The following is an 18,697-nucleotide window of genomic DNA, read 5'->3' on the forward strand; positions in this document are numbered from 1 at the left end:
CTTGTACGTTTCTTGCATGATCGATCGGGTGCGGGCGTGGCATCCGGACGTCCCTCTCCTGCGCGAGGTCTATCACGCGAGCTTCGATCACGCCTACCCGCTGCACACCCACGACGACTGGGCCGTGATGCTCGTCGATCGGGGAGCCGTCACGTACGGTCTCGATCGCGTCGAGCATCTCGCGGCTCCCGGCGCCCTCACGCTCCTCCCGCCGGGGATCCCGCACGACGGGCGCTCCGCGGTCTCCGGCATCGGATATCGCAAGCAGGTGCTCTACGTGCGCCGCGACTGGCTGCCGGACGATACCGCCGGTCGCGTCGCGCATCGCCCCACCCTCGCGCACGGATCCGCCGAGGCGGCGACGCGGCGGGTGCACGCCGCCCTGCGGCATCCCGGCGACGAGATGGCTGCCGAGCACTGGTTGCTCGCGGTGCGGGACGCGGTCCTCACCCACACCGGCAGCGCGGCCGCGCCCGCGCGCGACGCCCCGCTCGCGCGGCGGCTGCGCTCGCTGCTGGACGACCGGTTCACGGAGTCGTTCACGATCGCCGCCGCCGCGCGCGAACTGGGTGCCCACCCGAGCCACCTCGTGCGGGAATTCTCGCGTGCCTACGGCATGCCGCCGCATCGCTACCTCGTGACCCGGCGAGTCGACGCGGCGCGGCGGTTGCTCCTCGACGGAGACCGCCCCGCGGACGCCGCCGTGCGCGCCGGCTTCCACGATCAGGCCCACCTCACCCGGCACTTCCGGCGGGTGCTGGGGGTGACCCCTGCGCTGTTCGCGGGGCGGGTGGGGCTTCGGATGCCGTGAGGTGCGGGCGGGCGGGCGTGGGGGTGCGGTGAGCGGTGCGGTGCGCGGGCGGGGGGTCGCGGTGGGCGGTGCGGTGCGCGGGCGCGTGGCGGTGAGGAGGCGCGGTCGCCGATGCGGTGGGTGAGACGTTCGCTCCGAGGTGCGGTGCGGTGAAGGCGGTGCAGCACAGCCGGGGTGCCGTTACCGTGCGGCCGGGGTGGAAGCGCTCGGCCCCCGGCGCGGAGCGGATTCGGTGAGGTGAGGACCGTTCCTCCCCAGGTGGGGAATCTCGGAGGTTGTCCCCACTTGCCTCCCCCGACGCGTCGTGATGTCGGAGCCCGTCGCTAGCATGCACACATGCACTCCGCGAACCCCGAACCAGCGCCCCACGGCGGGCACGACGACCTGTCGTCGGTGCTGAGCGAGGTGCTCGCGGCCGACGCCGAGCTGGCCGCGGCCGAGGCGCGACGGGTGCGGGCGCTCGCTCGCGCCGGGCACTTCGCGTTCGACGCGATGGCGGCCCAGCGCACCTCGTCGAAGATGGCAGAGATGGCGCTGCGCGAGGTGGCATCCGAGATCGCGGCGGCCGCGCACCTCTCCGATCGATCGGTGCAGGCGCAGATCGGTCGTGCGGTGGAGCTCGTTGACGACTATCCGGTGACGCTCGCCGCGTGGGAGGCGGGGGCGTTGTCGCGAGCTCATGTGTGGGCGATCGTGGATGCCGGGCATCCGGTGCCCGTGGAGCGGCGCGGCGAGTTCGACGTGCTCGCGGTCGCCACTGCCGAGGGGATGAGCCCCCGTCGGCTGAAGACCTGTCTCGCGGCTCTCGCCGAACGGCTGCAGCCCACGACGATCACCGAACGGCATCGCGCCGGGCGTGCGACACGGAACGTGCGGGTCGTGCCCGGCGAGAATGGGATGTCGGATCTCATCGCCACCTTGCCGACCGTGCTGGCGGTGGGGATCTACGATCGGCTCACCCAGCAGGGCCGCGCGCTCGTCGACGCGCGTCCCGCCGCGTCGTCCGTGCCCAGTGGGGCGCCTGTCGAGCCCGGCGTCCAGCCTGCGTTCTGCACGGAGGCCGTCAACGACGGTGTCCCGTGCGCGGCCGATACGGCATCGGTCGACGCCGACATCCGCACGGTCGATCAGGTGCGCGCCGACATTCTCGCCGACCTCCTGCTGACCGCGGCGCCCGACGCCGACCCGACCCGCGGCGACGACGGCCTCGGCACACTCGGGGCGATCCGTGCGAAGGTGCAGGTCGTGGTCCCTGCATTGACGATGCTTCAACCCGGCGGAGAGAACCTCGACCCCGCTGCGCTCGTCGGGCACGGTCCCATCGACGCCGAAACGGCGCGGGCGATCGCCGAGGCGACGTCACTGCCGTGGGATCGCGTGATCACGCACCCGATCACCGGGGCGGTGTTACACGTCGACACCTATCAGCGGACCGCGGCGATCGACCGTTATCTCCGCGCCCGCGACCGCCACTGCCGGTGGCCCGGGTGTACCGCCCCCGCGGTGCGATGCGAGGTCGATCACACCCACGACGCGGCGCTCGGCGGCAAGACCGAGGTGTGCAACCTCTGCCATCTCTGCCAAAGACACCACACCCAGAAGCAGTTCACCCGCTGGCAGGTGAGACAGCTCGCCGGGGGAGTGCTCGAGTGGACCTCCCCGACCGGGAGGGTCTATATCGACGAACCCGTTCCGTACCCTCCGGCGGTCCGGTTCGTTCCCGACCCGCCGCTCCCGCCCGCCACGGAACCCGCTCCGTTCTGACGTGGGTCGGTCGCGCCTGCGCCGTGGGCGGGTATGCCTGCCGGGTGGGGTGGTGCGCTTGCGGCGTGGGGCCGGTCGCGCTTGCCGCAAGGGTGGGCATGCCTGCGGCGTGGGTGGGGACGCCAGCGGGGCGGGGTGGGCGAGCCTGCCGCGCGCGTCAGTCGCGCTTGCGAGGCGGGTCGGTCCCCTCGCGACACGGGTCCGGCACGCCGCCGCAGGGGCCGGATGCTCTCAGTACACCCGGATGCTCTCAGTACACGATCACCGGCTTGACGGTCCTGCCGTTGTGCATGTCATCGATGGCGCTCGCGATGTCGTCGAGGGCGTAGCGCTTCTCGAGCTTCTCCAGCGGCAGGCGCCCGTCGGCATGGAGCGCGACGAGCCGGGGGATGAGATCGCGGGGCTCCGTGTCGCCCATCGTCACGCCGCGCAGGACCTTGCCACTGAGGATCCCCTGGATGTCGACGGCGATCTCGGTGCCCGGCGGTGGCGCGCCGCACACGAGGACGGTCCCCCGGACGGCGGCGGCATCCAGCGCGGTGCGCGCGACCCCGGGATGGCCGGTGGTGTCGAACGTCAAAGTGACGCCGCGTCCCCCGGTGAGCGCGGCGAGACGTGCGGCGACGTCCTCGCTGGACGCGTCGACGGTGTCGGTCGCCCCGAGTTCGTGGGCGAGATCGAGCCGCGCGGCGACCCGATCGATCGCGATGATCCGGGCCGGCTCCCGCATCGCCGCCGCCATGATCGCCGACAGGCCGACGGCCCCGGCCCCGTACACGGCCACGACGTCGGCGGGTCCGGGATCCAGCACGTTCCACATCGACCCGAAGCCGGTGAGCACCCCGCATCCGAGCGGGGCGAGGACGGTGAGGTCGGCGTCGTCGGCGACGGGAACCAGGCTGCGTTCGTCGGCGATCGCGGAAGTGCCGAACGACGACTGCCCGAAGAAGTGCGACGCCACCGGCTCGCCGTGGCGGGTGACCCCGGCCGACCCCTCCGGCCGGAGGCCACCGAGGAGGTTCCGGGGGAGCCACGTGTCGCAGTACGCGGGATGGGCGCTGACGCAGGAGTCGCACGCGCCGCACGAGGTGAAGCTCAGCAGCACGGCATCCCCGGGCGAGACCGCGGTGACGCCCGGCCCGACCTTCTCGACGCGTCCCGCCCCCTCGTGTCCGATGATCCCGGGGGTGGGGAACGGGATGCCGCCGGCGAGCACCCCGAGATCGGTGTGGCAGAGCCCCGTCGCGGTGAGCCGCACGAGGACCTCGCCCGGCCCGGGATCGGCGTACTCGACGTCGGCGACGACGATCCGCCCGGGCGCCTCGATGATCGCGGCGCGCCCCGCGGTCATGCCCGACCACCGAGGTCGAACACGATCGAATGCGGCTTCTGATACGACTCCAGCGCCTCGGGACCGCCTTCGCGGCCCCACCCCGACGCCTTCACGCCGCCGAACGGCACCGCGGGGTCGAGCACGGCCCAGCCGTTCACCCACGTGATCCCGGCGCGCAGGCGGGCGGCGACGCGGTGCGCCCGCGCGAGATCGGACGTCTGGATGCCGCTGGCCAGGCCGTAGCGCGTGCCGTTGGCGAGTGCGATCGCTTCGTCCTCCGTGTCGAAGGGCTGCACCGTCAGAACAGGCCCGAACACCTCGTCGACGACGATCTCGGCGTCGGGATCGAGATCGGCGAGGACCGTGGGGGCGTAGAAGAAGCCGCCGTCACGTTCCACGGCGTGACCGCCCGTCACGACCCGCGCACCGGTCGCCCGGGCCCGCTCCACCATGCTTGCGACCTTCTCGAGCTGCACGCGACTCGCGAGCGGGCCGATGACGGTGGCCGGGTCGGCGATGTCGCCGAACGGCACCTGCGGCACGGCGTCTTTCAGGATGCCGAGCACGACACCGTAGACCGAGCGCTCCACGAGCAGCCGCGGGCCCGCCATGCAGAACTGTCCGGCGTTGAAGACGAACGCCGAGATCACGGTGTGGATGGCGCGGTCGAGATCGGCGTCCGCGAACAGGATGTTCGCGGCATTGCCGCCGAGCTCGGCGGTGAACGGCTTCAGGCTGCGTCCCGCCAGCGCCGCCGCGTGGGCCCCGATCTCGGTGGATCCGGTGAACGCGACCTTGTCGACGTCCGGGTGAGCGACCAGGTGGTCGCCGAGGGCGGCGCCGGGTCCGGTCACGACGTTGAACACCCCGTCGGGGACGCCCGACTCGCGCAGCAGATCGGCCATGAGCAGGGCCGTGAGCGGAGTGTCGCTCGCGGGCTTGTGCACCACGGTGTTGCCGGCGACCAGGGCCGGGGCGATCTTCGTGCTCGAGAGGATCAGCGGGAAGTTGAACGGGGTGATCGCGGCGACCACCCCGAGGGGTTCGCGCCGGACGTACGCGTGCACGTCGGCGGTGATCTCGCGGACGTCCCCGTCGAGCCGGTGCCCGAGCGCGGCGTAGTACTCGTACAGTTCGGCAGCGTTGTTGACATCGACGACGCGGGCGAAGGTGATGGGCTTGCCGACGTCGAGGCTCTCGGCCTGGGCGAGCTCCTCGGCTCTTTCGCGCATGAGCGCGTAGGCCCGCTGCAGGATGCGAGCCCGCTCCCGGCTCGACATCCGCGGCCACGGCCCGTCGTCGAACGCGGCGCGGGCGGCGGCGACGGCCGCGTCGACGTCGGCCACGGTCGCACGGGCGACGTCGGTGATCTTCTCTCCCGTCGACGGAGCGAGGACGTCCATGCGGCCGCCGTCGGCGGCATCCCGCCACCGCCCGTCGATGAACAGGCGACCGGGCGCGAACGCCGGGGCGGTGACAGCGCTCATCGGCTCGTCTCCGCGGTCTCGAGGGCATCCGCGAGCACGCCGGCGAACCACACCGGGTCGTCCTCGAACGGCGTGTGCCCCGTGGGTACGCGCACCACGTCGGCACCCATGCGGGCGACGAGGTGCTCCTGGAAGGGCGTGGGCACGAGCGCGTCGCGCTCGGTGAGCACATAGGTCGTCGGCTTCGCGCGCCAGGCGACGCGGGTCACCGGTGTCGTGAACGCCGCGAGCGACTGCGGCCGGAACGTGTCGGCGATCTGCGCCGCGAGATCGGCGGGCGCGTCGAGCGGCAGATCGGCGCTCACCATGGCGATCCGTTCGGTACGGGACCGGCCCATCGAGACCATGCCGTCGGCGACGCCCCAGAACTCCGGGAAGCCCCCGCCGACCGCCTGCTGCAGCGTCTCTCCGGCATCGAGGGCGAACGCGGCCACGTAGACGATCCGCTCCACGGCGGGGTGGTCGCCCGCCTGCGTCGTGGGGATGCCGCCGTAGGAGTGGGCGATCAGGGTCACCGGCCCGTCAGCGGCATCCAGTTTCTCGGTGATCGCAGCCGCGTCGGCGTACATGTCGACGGTGCTGCCGATCGTGGGCAGGGCGACGGTGGCGACGAGGAAACCGCGCCCGCGGAGCTCCTCGGCGAGACGATCGAACACCCAGGGGCCGGCCCAGGCCCCGTGGACGAGAAGGATGCGGGGAGGGGAAAGGGTCATGCGTGCGCTCCTCGGACGGGGACGACCTCGACGTCGTCGCGCCCCCAGTCTCCGTCGCGCCGCGGGGGCACGGTATCCGTAGGACTACCGAACAGCGCTCAACGTCGACTGGTACCAGGCCGCGATCTGCGCCCGGGAGGTGAACCCGAGCTTGGCCAGGATGCGCTGCACGTGCGTGTCGACCGTGCGCACCGACAGCACCAGGCGCTCGGCGATCTCCCGGTTGCTGAGACCCTCGTGGATGCCGGCGGCCACCTCGCTCTCGCGGGCGCTCAGCCCCGCCGCGGGCCGGCCCGGTGCTCCGGCGAACGCCGCGGCCTCGGCGGGCGACAGTCGCTCACCGATCGCCGACAGGCGTTGGAACGCCTCGTCGCCGAGACGCTGCCGGACGGTCGCCACGCACCGGTCGTGCTGCGCGACCATGTGCGGACCGTGCACCGCGATGCCCGAGTCGATCCGCCGCCACCAGCTGAGCGCCGCGCCGAGCAGGACAGCGGTGCGCTCGGTGGGGGAGCGGGCGGCGTCGATCCATCCCAGCAGCTCCAGGACCAGGCAGTCTCCGACGGGGTCGTCGATGCCCTCCTCGAGCACAAGTGCGTCGCGTGCGTGACGCTCGGCCTCGTCGAGGTCGCCGTCGGCGTACAGCGCCAGGGCGATCGCCCACATCGCCAGCGAGCGCACCCACCGCTCGTCGATGGACTCGGCGTACCGCAAGGCCTCACGCGCGGGTGCGGCGGCATCCGCGAGCCCGAGCTGGGTGCGCGTCACGGTGAGCTGGAACTGGGCGACGAGCGCCTCCTCCGGGCGTCCGAGCGCCCGCGCGAGCCCGATCGAGCGCAGCAGTTCGTCGCGGGCGCGCTCGCCCTCGCCTGCGAACAGCGCCCGGCTGCCGTTCCACCGGCGCAACTCGACCTCGCACAGCCCCGCCTCGGGCTCCGGGACCAGAGGTAGAAGCGCCTGCGCATCGTCGAGGTGCGCTTGCGTTTCCTCCAGCGCTCCCTGGAGCACGCACAGCCATGCCGAGACCAGCAGCGCCGGCACCCGGGAGGCGGCAGAGCCCCCGGGCAGGGCAAGGAGCCGGCGTGCCCACCGGCGTCCCTCCGTGAGGAAACCGCCGACGCCCCAGTGATAGCGCAGATCGGAGAAGAGCTCCAGCGCGCGGTCGGTGTCCAGCGCCACGGCCGTGCGCAGCGCGGCATCCACCTCCGCCCGGTCCGCCCGCTGACCGCCGAGGATCTTGCGTTGCGCGGGGCCGTACCAGTGCGTGCGGGCCAGACGCGCGAGCCCGGCGTAGTGCTCCAGGTGGCGACGGACCAGGCGCGGCTGGTCCCCGGCCTCCTCCGCGCGGTCACGGCCATAGCTGCGGATCGTCTCGAGCAGATGGAACCGGCCCGAGTCGCGGTCGGCCTCGACGACCGACTGCTCGATCAGCTGATCGAGGGTGTCGACGGTGGCGGCGTCGTCTCCGCCGGCGACCGCGACGGCGGCCTTCAGATCGAACGGCCCGGAGAACATGCTCAGCGCCGCCCACAACCCGCGCTCCGCCGGCGTGCAGAGCTCGTAGCTCCAGTCCACCACCGCGCGCAACGTCCGCTGTCGCGAGACCGGCGCGCGCGTACCGGCGCGCAGCAGCGTGAACCTCTGCGACAGCCGGCGTCCGAGCTCGACGACGGAGAGCGTGCGCAGACGTGCGGCGGCCAGCTCGATCGCGAGGGGCAGCCCGTCCAGTGCCCGGCACAGCTGCGCCGCCGCCGCCACCTCCGCGGGGGCGAGGGCGAATCCGGAATCTCCCGCGCGGGCGCGTGCCACCAGCAGGGCCACTGCGTCCGCCGGCTCGTCACCCGCGGCGTCGGTGGTCAGCGGCGGAACGGCGAACACCTGCTCTCCGTCGACGTCGAGCCGGCGGCGGCTCGTGGCCACGATCGTCACCCGGGGGAGCGCGTCGAGGAGATCGTCGACCACGGAGGCGACCGCGTCGATGAGGTGCTCGCAGTTGTCGAGCACGATCAACGCCGTCTCTCCGCTGAGGACATCGATGATGAACTCCAGCGGTCCGCGCGCCGAGAGCTCGCCGTACGGCAGCGCGTGCGCGATGGCCTCGGCGACCCGGCGCGGATCGCTCACCGCGTCGAGTCCGACGAAGAACACGCTCGTGGACGTGCGCAACGCGTGCGCGTTCGCCGCCCGCACCGCCAGCCGGGTCTTCCCTACTCCGCCGACCCCGGTGAGCGTCACGAGCCGGGCGTGGGCGAGCTCGCCGGCCAGGGACTCCAACTCGCGTCGACGCCCCACGAACTCGCTGCGCGGCTCTCTGATCACGGCGATGCGTCCTTGCTCTCGGTGGCTTTCATTATGTGCGGGTCGTGTCGGGCACGGCGAGGTTCGGCCACCGATTACGTCATTTCACGGATAGACGGGACCGTTCTCCGCCCCGCGACAATGGCCGCCGACCCCAGCGGGTCCGTGTTCAACGACGAACCAGGAGAAGTCCATGCGCAGAACCGCCCCGTGGTCGCCACGGCCGCCCTCGCCCTCGCCCTCAGCGCCTGCTCCGGCGGTGCCACGACCTCGCCCGACTCCGCGTCGGGACCCGTGAAGATCGGAATGGTCGTCCCCCTGACCGGTTTCCTCTCGGCCCTGGGGCAGGGCGACAAGGAGGCGGCCGAGCGCGTCGTCGCCGACATCAACGCCGCCGGCGGCATCGACGGGCGTCAGGTGCAGCTCACCGTCGTCGACGACAAAGCCGATGTCACCGAGTCGGTGAAGCAGTTCAACCAGCTCGCCTCCGACCCGTCCTACTCGGCGATGCTCGCCAGCAGCTTCGTATCGGCGGCGACCGCGGTCGGCAGCACGGCGCAGTCGGCGAAGATCCCCACGATCGCGCTCAGCCCGGTCGACGCGTTCGCCGACGGCAGCAACCCGTACGCCTTCACCTCGCCGCCCGTTCCCGCCGTCTACGCCCGCGCGCTCGTGGACTACTGGGTCGCGCAGGGCGTGAAGACCCTGGCCATCGGCTACACCGGCGGCGACCTGTACGGCGGCAACGGCGACAAGGCGACCGTGCAGTTCGCCGAGGAAGCCGGCATCCAGGTCGTCCTGGACGAGGCGTACGACCAGACGGCCACCGACTTCACGCCGCTGATCACGAAGGTCGTCGCCGCGCAGCCCGACGCGTTCGTCGTCTGGGGCGCGGGTCCGGCACCGGTGATCATCACCAAGCAGATCGCCGGCAAGGGTATCGACACGTACTTCACGGGAGCCGAGGCCTCCGACCTCTACCTCCAGCCCGCGGGTGACGCCGCCGAGGGCGTCATCGCCGCGGCGACCGTGGCGATGGCCGGTGAGGCGCTCCCCGACGGCGCGTACAAGACCAAGGTCATGGCGATCGCCCAGCCCTGGATGGAGGCCAACGCCGGCGCGTACCCTCCGGAGTTCGCCTTCGGCGGCGCCTCGGGCGTCGAGCTCCTGGCCTCGGCGATCGACCGCGCGGACTCCACCGACCGTCAGAAGGTCCGTGACGCGCTCGAGCAGACCGATCTGCTGACCTCGAACGGGCGCTACTCCTACAGCCCCACCGACCACATGGGCCTGGATGCCACGTCCCTGGCGATCTTCCAGGTGACCGGCGGCGCGTGGGTTCCGACCGAGTACGCGACGAAGAAGTTCGCGACCGAGCTGCCCCAGTGAACACGACCGCACCGTCCGCAGGGCTCGAAGTGTCGGGTCTGTCCCGCCGCTTCGGCGGCGTCTACGCGAATCGCGACATCTCCTTCTCGGTCGCTCCCGGCGAGCTTCGGGGGGTGATCGGGCCGAACGGGGCGGGCAAGTCCACGCTGTTCGGCCTGATCAGCGGTCACATCCGCCCGCAGGAGGGAACGATCCGTCTCGACGGCGAGCGCATCGATCGCCTTCCCGCGCACCGCCGGGCGCGCCGGGGAATCGCGATCGTCTTCCAGGGCGCGCGGCTGTTCCCGAGCATGACCGTGTGCGAGAACGTCGCCGTCGGTGCGCACGCGCGCACCGGGGCGGGGGCGGTGGAGGCCGCCCTCCGGCTTCCGCGTCACCGGCGGGAGGAGACCGAGATCATGGCCGATGCCCGCGCCGCGCTCGAGCGCGTCGGTCTCGCGGACTGGGCCGACCGCGGTGCCGAGCAGCTCCCGCTCGGGCAGCAGCGCCGGCTGCAGGTGGCCCGAGCGCTGACGGCCCGTCCGCGGGTACTGCTGCTGGACGAGCCCGCGTCCGGGCTGCGGGCGGACGAGCGCGAGGACCTCCGGGCCCTCTTGCGCGAGCTCCACGCGGACGGCATCACGATTCTGCTCGTCGAGCACGACGTCGCGATGGTGACGGCCCTGGCGGACCGCATCGCGGTGCTCGACCTCGGTCGGCTGATCGCCGACGGCACGCCCGACGAGATCCGCCGCGACCCCGCGGTGATCGCCGCCTACCTGGGAAGCGAGACGGCCGCATGATGCTGGACGTGACCGATCTGGTCGTCCGCTACGGAGCGGCGACGGCTCTCGACGGGGTGTCGCTGCACGTGGGTGCGGGCGAACTGGTCGCCCTCGTGGGTCCGAACGGCGCGGGCAAGACGTCTCTCGTGGATGCCGTCAGCGGGCTCGTGCGTCCGGCGTCGGGCACCGTGCGGGCCGACGGCACCGTCGCGCAAGTCCCCGAGGGGCGGCAGATGTTCGGCGACCTGAGCGTCGACGACAACCTGCGTCTCGGGGCGTGGCGGAGACGGCGCCGCGACACCGACGCCGTGTACGACCTGCTCCCCGACCTCCGCCGGGTGCGGCGCCAGCGGGCGGACACCCTCTCGGGTGGGCAGCAGCAGATGGTCGCGGTGGGTCGTGCCCTCATGGCCGAGCCCGACCTGCTCGTCATCGACGAGCTCTCCCTCGGGCTCGCCCCGCTCATCGCCGCCGATCTGGTGCGGCACCTCGCCCAGCTGAACGCCGACCGGGGGACGGCCGTGCTGCTCATCGAGCAAGAGGTCGGGCTCGCCTTCGAGCTGTGCTCGCGGGCATACGTGCTCGACGCCGGACGCATCGTCGCGGACGGACCGACTGCGCAGTTGGCCGCCGCACCGGAACTGCGCGCGGCGTACCTCGGCGGCTTCGACGGACAGGAGAACCCCTCGTGAGCGATCTCGCCACATATCTGCTGAGCGGACTGACTCTCGCCGGTTCGTTCGCTCTCGTCGGCAGCGGCATCGTCGTGGTGTACCGCGTGACCCACGTGCTGAACTTCGCCCAGGGCTCCTTCGTGGTGTTCGGCGCGTTCCTGTCGCAGACCTTCCATCAGCTCGGCGTGCCCCCGGGGCTGGCGGAGCTGTCGGCGGTGATCGTGGTGGGGCTCATCGGGTTCGTCGTGGGCGCCGTGGCGATCGGAAAACCCGGCACGCACCCGATGACTTCGCTCCTGATCACCCTGGGCATGTCTCTCGTGTCCGCCGCCGTGATCATCGCGGTGTGGGGGCAGAACCCGGTCTCCCCTCCGGGCCTCACCGGAACGGTTCGTCTGTTCGGCGCCGAGGTCGAGATCCAGCGGCTCCTCGTGCTCGGCGTGGCCGTCGTGACGCTGGCGCTCATGAGCGTGCTGTTCACCCGCACCGACATCGGTCGCGCGCTGACCGCGGCGGCATCCAATCCCCGGGCCGCACGTCTCGTGGGCATCGACACCCGGATCATGGGGTTGCTGTCCTTCACGATCGCGGGCGTCCTGGGCGGACTCGCCGGGGTGCTGATCGCGCCGACCACCGCCGTCTCGGTGACCTCCGACCTGCCGTTCGTGCTCAGCGCGCTGGCGGCCGCGGTCTTCGGCGGGCTCCGGAGCCCCTGGATGACCTTCGTCGGCGCCGTGGTGCTCGGCGTCACCGGACAGCTCGTCGCAGGCTACGCCAGCGGCTCCTACCAGACCCAGATCGCGCTCATCATGATGCTCGTCCTCATGATCGCCCGGTCGCGCTCATTCACCGTCGAGGAGGCGAAATGACCCGCATCGTCATCGTGGTGGCCGCTGTCGCGGCCGCCCTGGCCCCGCTGCTGGTCTCCGACCAGACGTTCCTGGTGCAGACCGCGTTGGCCGCGATCGTCGTCACCGGCCTGTCGCTGTTCATGGGGTACGCCGGGCAGGCCTCGCTCGGACAGGGCGCCTTCGTCGCGGTGGGCGGCCTCACCGTCGCGGTGGGCACCGTCACCCTGGGCGTCCCCCCGGTTCTCGCTCTCGTGGTCGCGCCGCTCCTCGCCGCAGGGGCCGCCGCCCTCGTCGGGTGGCCCCTCCTGCGGCTGCGCGGCCACTACCTCGCGTTCGGTTCGCTCGCCGTGCTGTTGATCATCCAGACCGTGATGGCCACACTGCCGCTGTTCGGTGCGGGCGTGGGGATCTTCGGCATCCCACCACTGTCGCTCGGGGGTCTCGTCGTGACCGATCAACGGGTGTACTCCTACCTGGCGCTCGCCGGGCTCGCCGTGGCGATCCTGGTGTGCCGCAACCTCGTGCGGTCGCGGTTCGGGCGCGGCATCCGCGCGCTCGCCGGAAGCGAGTCGGCGGCGGCCTCCAGTGGCGTGCCGGTGCTCCGCAGCAAGCTCACCGTGTTCGCTGTCGCGGGCGGATTCGCGGGTTTCGCCGGGGCTCTGGGCGCCTTCTTCACGCCGTACGTCAGCCAGGACACCTACCCGCCGTTCGTCTCGTTCGGCTACGTCGTGATGGCCGTCGTCGGCGGACTCGGCTCGGTGTGGGGAGGTGTCGTGGGAACGGTGGCGCTGAGCCTGTGGCTGCAGGTGCTCAGCGTCCTCAGCGCCGCCCCGGGGATGCCCGCCGCAGCCGGCCCGATCCTGCAGTACGCGGGGTACGGGGTCGTGCTGGTGCTGTTCCTGCTCTTCGTTCCCCGGGGGATCGTCCCGACCGTCGCGGGATGGCGGCACCGGGCACGTCCCGTGCGAAAGGTCGTGGCGGCGGGGGTTCCGTAGGGTCGTCGGTCGGGGCTCTGCGCGTGCCCGGACCGCTACGGAGACGGGCGAGGTGGCCCGCCGTGCGGCCACGGGATCCTTCTCTTGTTCGACCATGTATACGTGGTATACATGGAGCGGGGCGACGGGGGAGGGGTCCGATGCAGAACGGCGCGAATCGATCGAGTTCGCGGGCCGCGAGCTCGCGGGCGGACGTGATGCGCTCCGAGGTCAACATGGCGATCGTGTGCGTTCTCCGTTACATGTCGGGCGACCTCTCGCTCACGGAGGCGGCCGCGCGTGCGGAACTCCCGCGGAGCGTCGTGACCGAACTGAGCAGCGACCTCGCGGGCTACATCCTCCCGCGGGTACTGCGATCGCTCAGGCACTCGCGGGGGCAGTCGGGTGCAGGCGACGAGCGAGAGTGCGCCATAACGAATCACTAACGTGCCACACTGGCGTGCAATGTTTACGTGGCTCTTCGGCAACCTTGTCCTGTGGTGGTGAGCGGCGCGCCTGATCCGTGGGCGGACTATTCGCGCCTGCTCGGAGCGAATCTCCAGCGCGCGCGCCTCGGCCTGTCGTTGACTCAAGAGCGCGTGGCCCACGCTGCGGGGTTGTCGACATTCACGTATCAGAAGCTGGAAAAGGGCGAATCCAATCCGGGCACGGCCGCGAATCCTCGCCTCCAGACGCTCATTTCGCTTGCGCTCGTCCTCGAGGTCGATGTCTCTGACCTCTTGCCGCCTCCGACCACGGACCTTCTTCCGCGCATCCCGTGACGCATGGTGGAGAGGCGTACAGCGGCGGGGCTCAGAGAAGGCGTTCCTCTAAGAGGGCAACCAGCATTCTGGCGAGGCGGTGGGCGCTTTCCTTGCTGAGGACGAGACCGCGGCGGACATTGTCTTCGGGGGAGATCCAGACCCACGTGTCGCCCCATCGCGATTCGACGCCGACGGTGAGGTCTCCCGCGGCGACGTGATCGAAGGCCAGCCCGTCCGTGCCGTGACGTCGCTCGACGGCCGGGACGGACCTCGGGTCGCTCCGGTGGGAGGCGCCATGGGCCTCGAGGTGGTCATGAGATCCGTTGCACCACGGTGGGCAGGCGGCATCGGTAGGCCACTGGTCAACGTGCATGTGACACCAATCTCACAGGGGCAAGCCACTCGCCGGTCGGTGCGGTGCTGCTTCGGGTCGCTGGGCAGGTCCGTGCCACGGATCGCGTCCTCGTCTCGGGCCCCCCGGCGTCGGTCGCGACAATACCACGCATACATGGTGCGTGGCGGGGTGTGAAGAACACCCGGGTGCGTCACTCCTGGATTTCCACGTGCCATCCGTCAGCATTCGAGAGCCACAACCGTTTGCCGCCGTCGGTCGTCTGGAAATTCAGCCGGGATGCCCACTGCGCTGCCCGGTGCGCCCTCTTTCTCGACCGGCGGGGTGGCCGGCCGACGAGGGTCACATAGCCGTCCCAATGCTCGACGGTCCACGTCAAAGGGAGGAGTCCGTACCGTCGCCCCCAGGAATTGAGGGTGCGTCCGATCGCTTTCTGGAGTGCGGTGTCGAGTTCGTGCGCGATGTCCGCGGTCGCCCGGCTCCGCGCAGATTTGACCATGCATACATGGTATTCACCTCGATGCGTGTGCGTGCAATCACGGCGGCCCCAGAGCGTCGTCGCGGCTTCGTTACGATCGAGGAATCCCGCCCCGCATCCGGAGGTCACCGTGCCCGAACTCAGCAAAGACACCGCCCTGTGCATCTCGCTCTCGGGGCGCCCCTCGAACATCGGCACGCGCTTCCACAACTACCTCTACGCCGAACTGGGCCTCGACTTCGTCTACAAGGCGTTCACCACGACCGACATCGCCGCCGCCATCGGCGGGGTCCGGGCTCTCGGCATCCGGGGCTGTTCGGTATCGATGCCCTTCAAAGAGGCGGTGATCCCGCTCGTCGATCACATCGAGCCCTCGGCCGCGGCGATCGGGTCGATCAACACGATCGTCAACGATGGGGGAGTGCTCACGGCCTCCAACACCGACTACGAAGCCATCGCGAGCCTCATCGACAGCCACCGCCTCGACCCGGCGGCATCCGTGCTCGTGCGCGGATCGGGCGGCATGGCCAAGGCCGTGGTCGCGGCGTTCCACGGCGCTGGATTCGCCGACGTCACCGTGCTGGCGCGCAACGCCGAGGCGGGTCCCGCGCTCGCCGCGGCGTACGGCTTCCGCTGGATCGCCGACGATCCGGAGCCCGGTGCCGCGATCATCGTCAACGTCACTCCGCTCGGGATGGACGGGGCGGATGCCGAGACCCTGGCCTTCTCTCCCGCGCACATCGCCGCGGCGCACACGGTCTTCGATGTCGTCGCCTTTCCGGCGGAGACCCCGCTCATCCGCGCCGCGCGCGCGGCGGGGACGGACGTCATCACGGGCGCCGAGGTCATCGCGCTGCAGGCGGCCGGCCAGTTCGCGCGCTACACCGGCGTGACGCCGACGGCGGACCAGGTGGCCCGGGCGTCGGCGCATTCGCGCGCCTGACCCGCACGTTCCTCCGGCGTCAGCGCCTACTCGATGCGGATGCTGCCCGTCGCGGAGTGCTCGCGCGGCATCCGGTCGCGGTCGTACGTGATGTCGGTGTAGCCGTGCGGCGTCGGCTGCCCGTTCTCGTCGACGCTCACGAACACGAGCCGCTCGATGGTGAGGATCCGTTTGCGCGTGATCATGTTGCGTACCACGGCCCGCATCGTCAGGGACGTGCGTCCGAAGTGCGTCGCGGTCAGGCCCATCTCGATGAGATCGCCCTGCAGCGCCGAGGCCTCGAAGTTGATCTCGGAGATCAGCTTCGTGACCACGCGGTAGTTGCCGAGCTGGATGATCGCGTAGATGGCCGCTTCCTCGTCGATCCAGCGCAGCAGGCTGCCGCCGAAGAGCGTGCCGTTGGCGTTGAGATCCTCGGGTTTGACCCACTTGCGGGTGTGGAAATTGATGCCGTCTTCCGAGGGATGCCACTGCGATTTCGTCACACCGACCACGCTACTCGCGTGACGCGGGTCTCCTTCGGGGACGTTCGGCCGTGCTCCGCTCAGAGGGCGACGCGAGCCTCGGTGTTGCCGCCGCACCTCTCCGAGCCGTCGATGCGCTTCCAGTCCGGGCGGACGGAGCCTTCGCGCACGACGGTGCCCGTGGCATCCGTCACTCGGTAGCCGACGACCTCGAATGCGCTGAGCGGGGACACCACCCACCCGGTCGCGGTCTCGGTGGGCTCGAAATCCGACGTCGGTGAGGGCGTGCATCCCTCGCCATCGCACAGCTCGAGGGCGAGACCGGTGGTGGGGGTATCGAGGTCGAGGAAGAGCGTCGATGAGTAACCGATCGCTGGGCACGCGACCATCGGAGGGACACACCCTGTCAGCGGCAGGAGGGCGCCGACGAGGGCCAGGCCGACCACGGATCTGCGCATGCCCCGACGATAAAGCCGCCCCCGACCGGTCGCCGTGATCGTTACACGAACGAGAGGGCGGTCAGGGGCGCGAAGGCGTCGCCTCCGCGACCCGTCGGGACTACTCGTAGCGCAGCGACTCCACGGGGTCGGCCCGGGCGGCTCGCGCGGCGGGCAGACTGCCGGCCAGGAACGCGATGCCCATGATCGCCAGCGTCGTCCCCAGGATCGACAGCGGGTCGAAGGCGATGAGCTGCAGGCCCGGCAGATCGCTGAACAGCGTTTCGCCGAGCTGAGCGCTCACCGCGGTCCCGACCGCGATGGCGACCACGGCACCGATCGCGCTGCCGAGGAGACCCAGGAGGATCGCCTCGAGACTGAACAGCGAGAAGACGCGGCCGCTGCCCATCCCCATCGCCTTCATCAGACCGATCTCGCGCGTGCGTTCCTGCACCGACATCAGCAGCGTGTTGACGATGCCGAAGCTCGCCGCCAGCAGCGCGATGATCGCGAACGCGTTGAGCACGAGCACGATCCCGTCGATGACGGCCTTGAACGTGCCCAATTGGTCGGCGACGGTCCGGCCCGTGTAACCGGCGTCTGCGAGAGCGGTCTTCACGGCGTCGATCTGCTCCGGCGTCGCCGTCGACGACACGCGGGCGCTCGCGCTGGCGTACCGGTCGAGCTGGTCCTGCGGAACGCCCGTGTTCTGCAGCGAGAACAGGGAGTCCTGCAGCGCGGTGTTGGTCGTGACCGCTGTGGTCGCGGCGAACGCCTCCTCGGTGACGCCGGTCACCGTGGCCTCGACGAGGTGCTGCGTCCGGACGGGGTCGGTCACTGCGATCGTCACGGTCTTCCCCGTCGCGTCCGCGGCGTCGGCGAAGCCCAGGGGGTCGACGAGCGACGCCGGCAGAGCCACCTCCGGTGCATCCGCGGCGTCGTCCGGTGCCGCGCCCGCCGACAGCTGCGGCGTCTGACCTCCGATGAGCCCACCGGCTGAGGCGACGTAGCGCTCCCCGCCGTCGTACTGGACGAAGTCGATCGACACGGACCGGACGGGCGAGACCTGCTCGATCCCGTCGACGCCCTCGATCGCGGCGATGTCCTCGTCGGTCAACGCCGAGACGGAGCTCGTCGATCCCGGCCGGCCCGGGCTCGTCTGCGCCGCCGCGATGGCATCGGGATCGTACTTCTGAGGGCCGGAGGATGCCGCGCCGTCGGTGGACGCCTTCGACACGGTCAGCACGTCGGAGGCGCCCATCGACGCGACCGTGTCGTCGATGAACCGGTTGATGCCCGTCCCGAGACCGTTCGTCAGGGTGAGGGTGAAGGCGCCGACGAAGATCGCCAGTACCGTCAGGATCGTCCGCGTCTTGGACCGGAAGGTGTTGGCGAAAGCGCTCGAGACGAGGTCGGTGGTCTTCATGCTGCTCGTCCTTCCTCGGACACGATCACGCCATCGCGGATCTGGATGCGGCGGTCGCAGCGCGCCGCGAGATCGTCGTCGTGCGTGACGACGATGAGGGTGATGCCGTGCTCGCGGTTGAGGCGGAACAGGATGTCCTCGACCACCGCGCCGGTCGTCGTGTCGAGGTTGCCGGTGGGCTCGTCGGCGAAGATCACCTGCGGGTCGTTGACGAGCGCACGGGCGATGACCGCGCGCTGCTTCTGGCCGCCCGAGAGCGCGGTCGCCTTGTTCTTCGCCTTGTCCTGCATGTCGAGTTCGGCCAGCGCCGCCATCCCGCGGCGTTTACGTTCGGCCCTCCCGACCCCGGCGATCTTCAACGGCAGCACGACGTTGTCGAGGACCGACGCGTTGGGGGTGAGGAAGAACTGCTGGAACACGAAGCCGAACGTCTCGTTGCGCGTGCGGTTGAGACGGCGGCCGCGGAGGGTGCCGGCATCCGTTCCGTCCAAGGCGACGGTTCCGCTCGTGGGAGCGTCCATCAGCGCCAGCAGGTGCATGAGCGTGGACTTCCCGGAGCCGCTCTTGCCGACGATCGCGAGGCTCTCCCCTTTGGCGATGTCGAGCGAGACGCCGCGCAGCGCGTCGAAGCGGGCGGAGCCGCGGCCGTACGACTTGTGCAGGTCGGTGACGGAGAACAGCGGGGGAGGGTTTTCGGGTGTCATGGTCCCACCCTCGCCGCGACCGTCGGCGTGCGCGTCGCTCCCGCGGGGTGGGTGTCTACCCCCGCGGGGGG

Annotated in this window: 18 protein-coding genes; 9 read left to right on the forward strand and 9 right to left on the reverse strand. The window is 71.0% G+C overall.

Annotated elements, in window-relative coordinates; genetic code table 11:
* The first annotated feature begins 16 nt into the window (after nt 1-16).
* Nucleotides 17-811: a helix-turn-helix transcriptional regulator gene (locus AC3E6M_RS10355; protein WP_490529816.1), complete on the forward strand. Its 795-nt coding sequence runs from the start codon at nt 17-19 to the stop codon at nt 809-811.
* A gap of 336 nt (nt 812-1,147) precedes the next feature.
* Entirely contained in the window at nt 1,148-2,575 is a 1,428-nt protein-coding gene (locus AC3E6M_RS10360) for an HNH endonuclease (protein ID WP_490529817.1), read from the forward strand.
* Nucleotides 2,576-2,825: 250 nt separating this feature from the next.
* On the opposite strand, the gene AC3E6M_RS10365 is transcribed toward AC3E6M_RS10360, so the two are convergent.
* The 4 genes from AC3E6M_RS10365 to AC3E6M_RS10380 all read right to left on the reverse strand — a co-directional run bounded on the left by AC3E6M_RS10365 (nt 2,826) and on the right by AC3E6M_RS10380 (nt 8,427).
* Complete coding sequence (locus AC3E6M_RS10365) at nt 2,826-3,926, reverse strand: NAD(P)-dependent alcohol dehydrogenase (protein ID WP_490529818.1); 1,101 nt, start codon at nt 3,924-3,926, stop codon at nt 2,826-2,828.
* Complete coding sequence (locus AC3E6M_RS10370; protein WP_490529819.1) at nt 3,923-5,395, reverse strand: aldehyde dehydrogenase family protein; 1,473 nt, start codon at nt 5,393-5,395, stop codon at nt 3,923-3,925. The genes AC3E6M_RS10365 and AC3E6M_RS10370 overlap by 4 nt, the downstream gene beginning before the upstream one ends.
* Nucleotides 5,392-6,108: an alpha/beta hydrolase gene (locus AC3E6M_RS10375; protein ID WP_490529820.1), complete on the reverse strand. Its 717-nt coding sequence runs from the start codon at nt 6,106-6,108 to the stop codon at nt 5,392-5,394. The genes AC3E6M_RS10370 and AC3E6M_RS10375 overlap by 4 nt, the downstream gene beginning before the upstream one ends.
* Nucleotides 6,109-6,192: 84 nt before the next feature.
* Nucleotides 6,193-8,427: an ATP-binding protein gene (locus AC3E6M_RS10380; RefSeq protein ID WP_490529821.1), complete on the reverse strand. Its 2,235-nt coding sequence runs from the start codon at nt 8,425-8,427 to the stop codon at nt 6,193-6,195.
* A gap of 189 nt (nt 8,428-8,616) precedes the next feature.
* On the opposite strand from AC3E6M_RS10380, the gene AC3E6M_RS10385 reads away from it, so the two are divergent.
* The 6 genes from AC3E6M_RS10385 to AC3E6M_RS10410 all read left to right on the forward strand — a co-directional run bounded on the left by AC3E6M_RS10385 (nt 8,617) and on the right by AC3E6M_RS10410 (nt 13,840).
* Nucleotides 8,617-9,795 (forward strand): ABC transporter substrate-binding protein, encoded by a 1,179-nt coding sequence (locus AC3E6M_RS10385; protein WP_490529822.1) that lies wholly within the window; start codon nt 8,617-8,619, stop codon nt 9,793-9,795.
* Nucleotides 9,792-10,577, forward strand: coding sequence for an ABC transporter ATP-binding protein (locus AC3E6M_RS10390; RefSeq protein ID WP_490529824.1), 786 nt, complete (start codon nt 9,792-9,794; stop codon nt 10,575-10,577). The genes AC3E6M_RS10385 and AC3E6M_RS10390 overlap by 4 nt, the downstream gene beginning before the upstream one ends.
* Complete coding sequence (locus tag AC3E6M_RS10395; protein WP_490529905.1) at nt 10,577-11,251, forward strand: ABC transporter ATP-binding protein; 675 nt, start codon at nt 10,577-10,579, stop codon at nt 11,249-11,251. The genes AC3E6M_RS10390 and AC3E6M_RS10395 overlap by 1 nt, the downstream gene beginning before the upstream one ends.
* Nucleotides 11,248-12,102, forward strand: a complete 855-nt coding sequence (locus AC3E6M_RS10400) for a branched-chain amino acid ABC transporter permease (RefSeq protein ID WP_138175696.1) — start codon at nt 11,248-11,250, stop codon at nt 12,100-12,102. The genes AC3E6M_RS10395 and AC3E6M_RS10400 overlap by 4 nt, the downstream gene beginning before the upstream one ends.
* The gene (locus AC3E6M_RS10405; protein WP_212743507.1) at nt 12,099-13,079 is read left to right on the forward strand and encodes a branched-chain amino acid ABC transporter permease; all 981 of its coding nucleotides are present in this window, start codon (nt 12,099-12,101) and stop codon (nt 13,077-13,079) included. The genes AC3E6M_RS10400 and AC3E6M_RS10405 overlap by 4 nt, the downstream gene beginning before the upstream one ends.
* A gap of 476 nt (nt 13,080-13,555) precedes the next feature.
* Nucleotides 13,556-13,840, forward strand: coding sequence for a helix-turn-helix transcriptional regulator (locus AC3E6M_RS10410; protein ID WP_490529825.1), 285 nt, complete (start codon nt 13,556-13,558; stop codon nt 13,838-13,840).
* Nucleotides 13,841-14,367: 527 nt separating this feature from the next.
* On the opposite strand, the gene AC3E6M_RS10415 is transcribed toward AC3E6M_RS10410, so the two are convergent.
* Nucleotides 14,368-14,673 carry a hypothetical protein gene (locus tag AC3E6M_RS10415; protein WP_138175692.1) on the reverse strand — a complete coding sequence of 102 codons (306 nt, stop codon included), beginning with the start codon at nt 14,671-14,673 and terminating at the stop codon, nt 14,368-14,370.
* A gap of 109 nt (nt 14,674-14,782) precedes the next feature.
* On the opposite strand from AC3E6M_RS10415, the gene AC3E6M_RS10420 reads away from it, so the two are divergent.
* Complete coding sequence (locus tag AC3E6M_RS10420) at nt 14,783-15,595, forward strand: shikimate 5-dehydrogenase (RefSeq protein WP_490529826.1); 813 nt, start codon at nt 14,783-14,785, stop codon at nt 15,593-15,595.
* Between the two features lie 26 nt (nt 15,596-15,621).
* Here AC3E6M_RS10420 and AC3E6M_RS10425 read toward each other — a convergent pair whose 3' ends face one another.
* The 4 genes from AC3E6M_RS10425 to AC3E6M_RS10440 form a co-directional block, all read right to left on the reverse strand.
* Nucleotides 15,622-16,080, reverse strand: coding sequence for an acyl-CoA thioesterase (locus AC3E6M_RS10425; RefSeq protein ID WP_138175688.1), 459 nt, complete (start codon nt 16,078-16,080; stop codon nt 15,622-15,624).
* A 59-nt stretch (nt 16,081-16,139) separates the two neighbouring features.
* On the reverse strand, nt 16,140-16,517 hold the full coding sequence (locus AC3E6M_RS10430; protein WP_490529827.1) for a hypothetical protein: 378 nt from the start codon (nt 16,515-16,517) through the stop codon (nt 16,140-16,142).
* Nucleotides 16,518-16,617: 100 nt separating this feature from the next.
* The gene (locus AC3E6M_RS10435; protein ID WP_490529828.1) at nt 16,618-17,922 is read right to left on the reverse strand and encodes an ABC transporter permease; all 1,305 of its coding nucleotides are present in this window, start codon (nt 17,920-17,922) and stop codon (nt 16,618-16,620) included.
* Entirely contained in the window at nt 17,919-18,626 is a 708-nt protein-coding gene (locus AC3E6M_RS10440; RefSeq protein ID WP_138175682.1) for an ABC transporter ATP-binding protein, read from the reverse strand. Before AC3E6M_RS10440 ends, AC3E6M_RS10435 begins: the two co-directional genes overlap by 4 nt.
* Nucleotides 18,627-18,697 lie beyond the last annotated feature (71 nt).

This window comes from Microbacterium sp. SCPM-O-B-15248 (M128) (assembly GCF_058214835.1).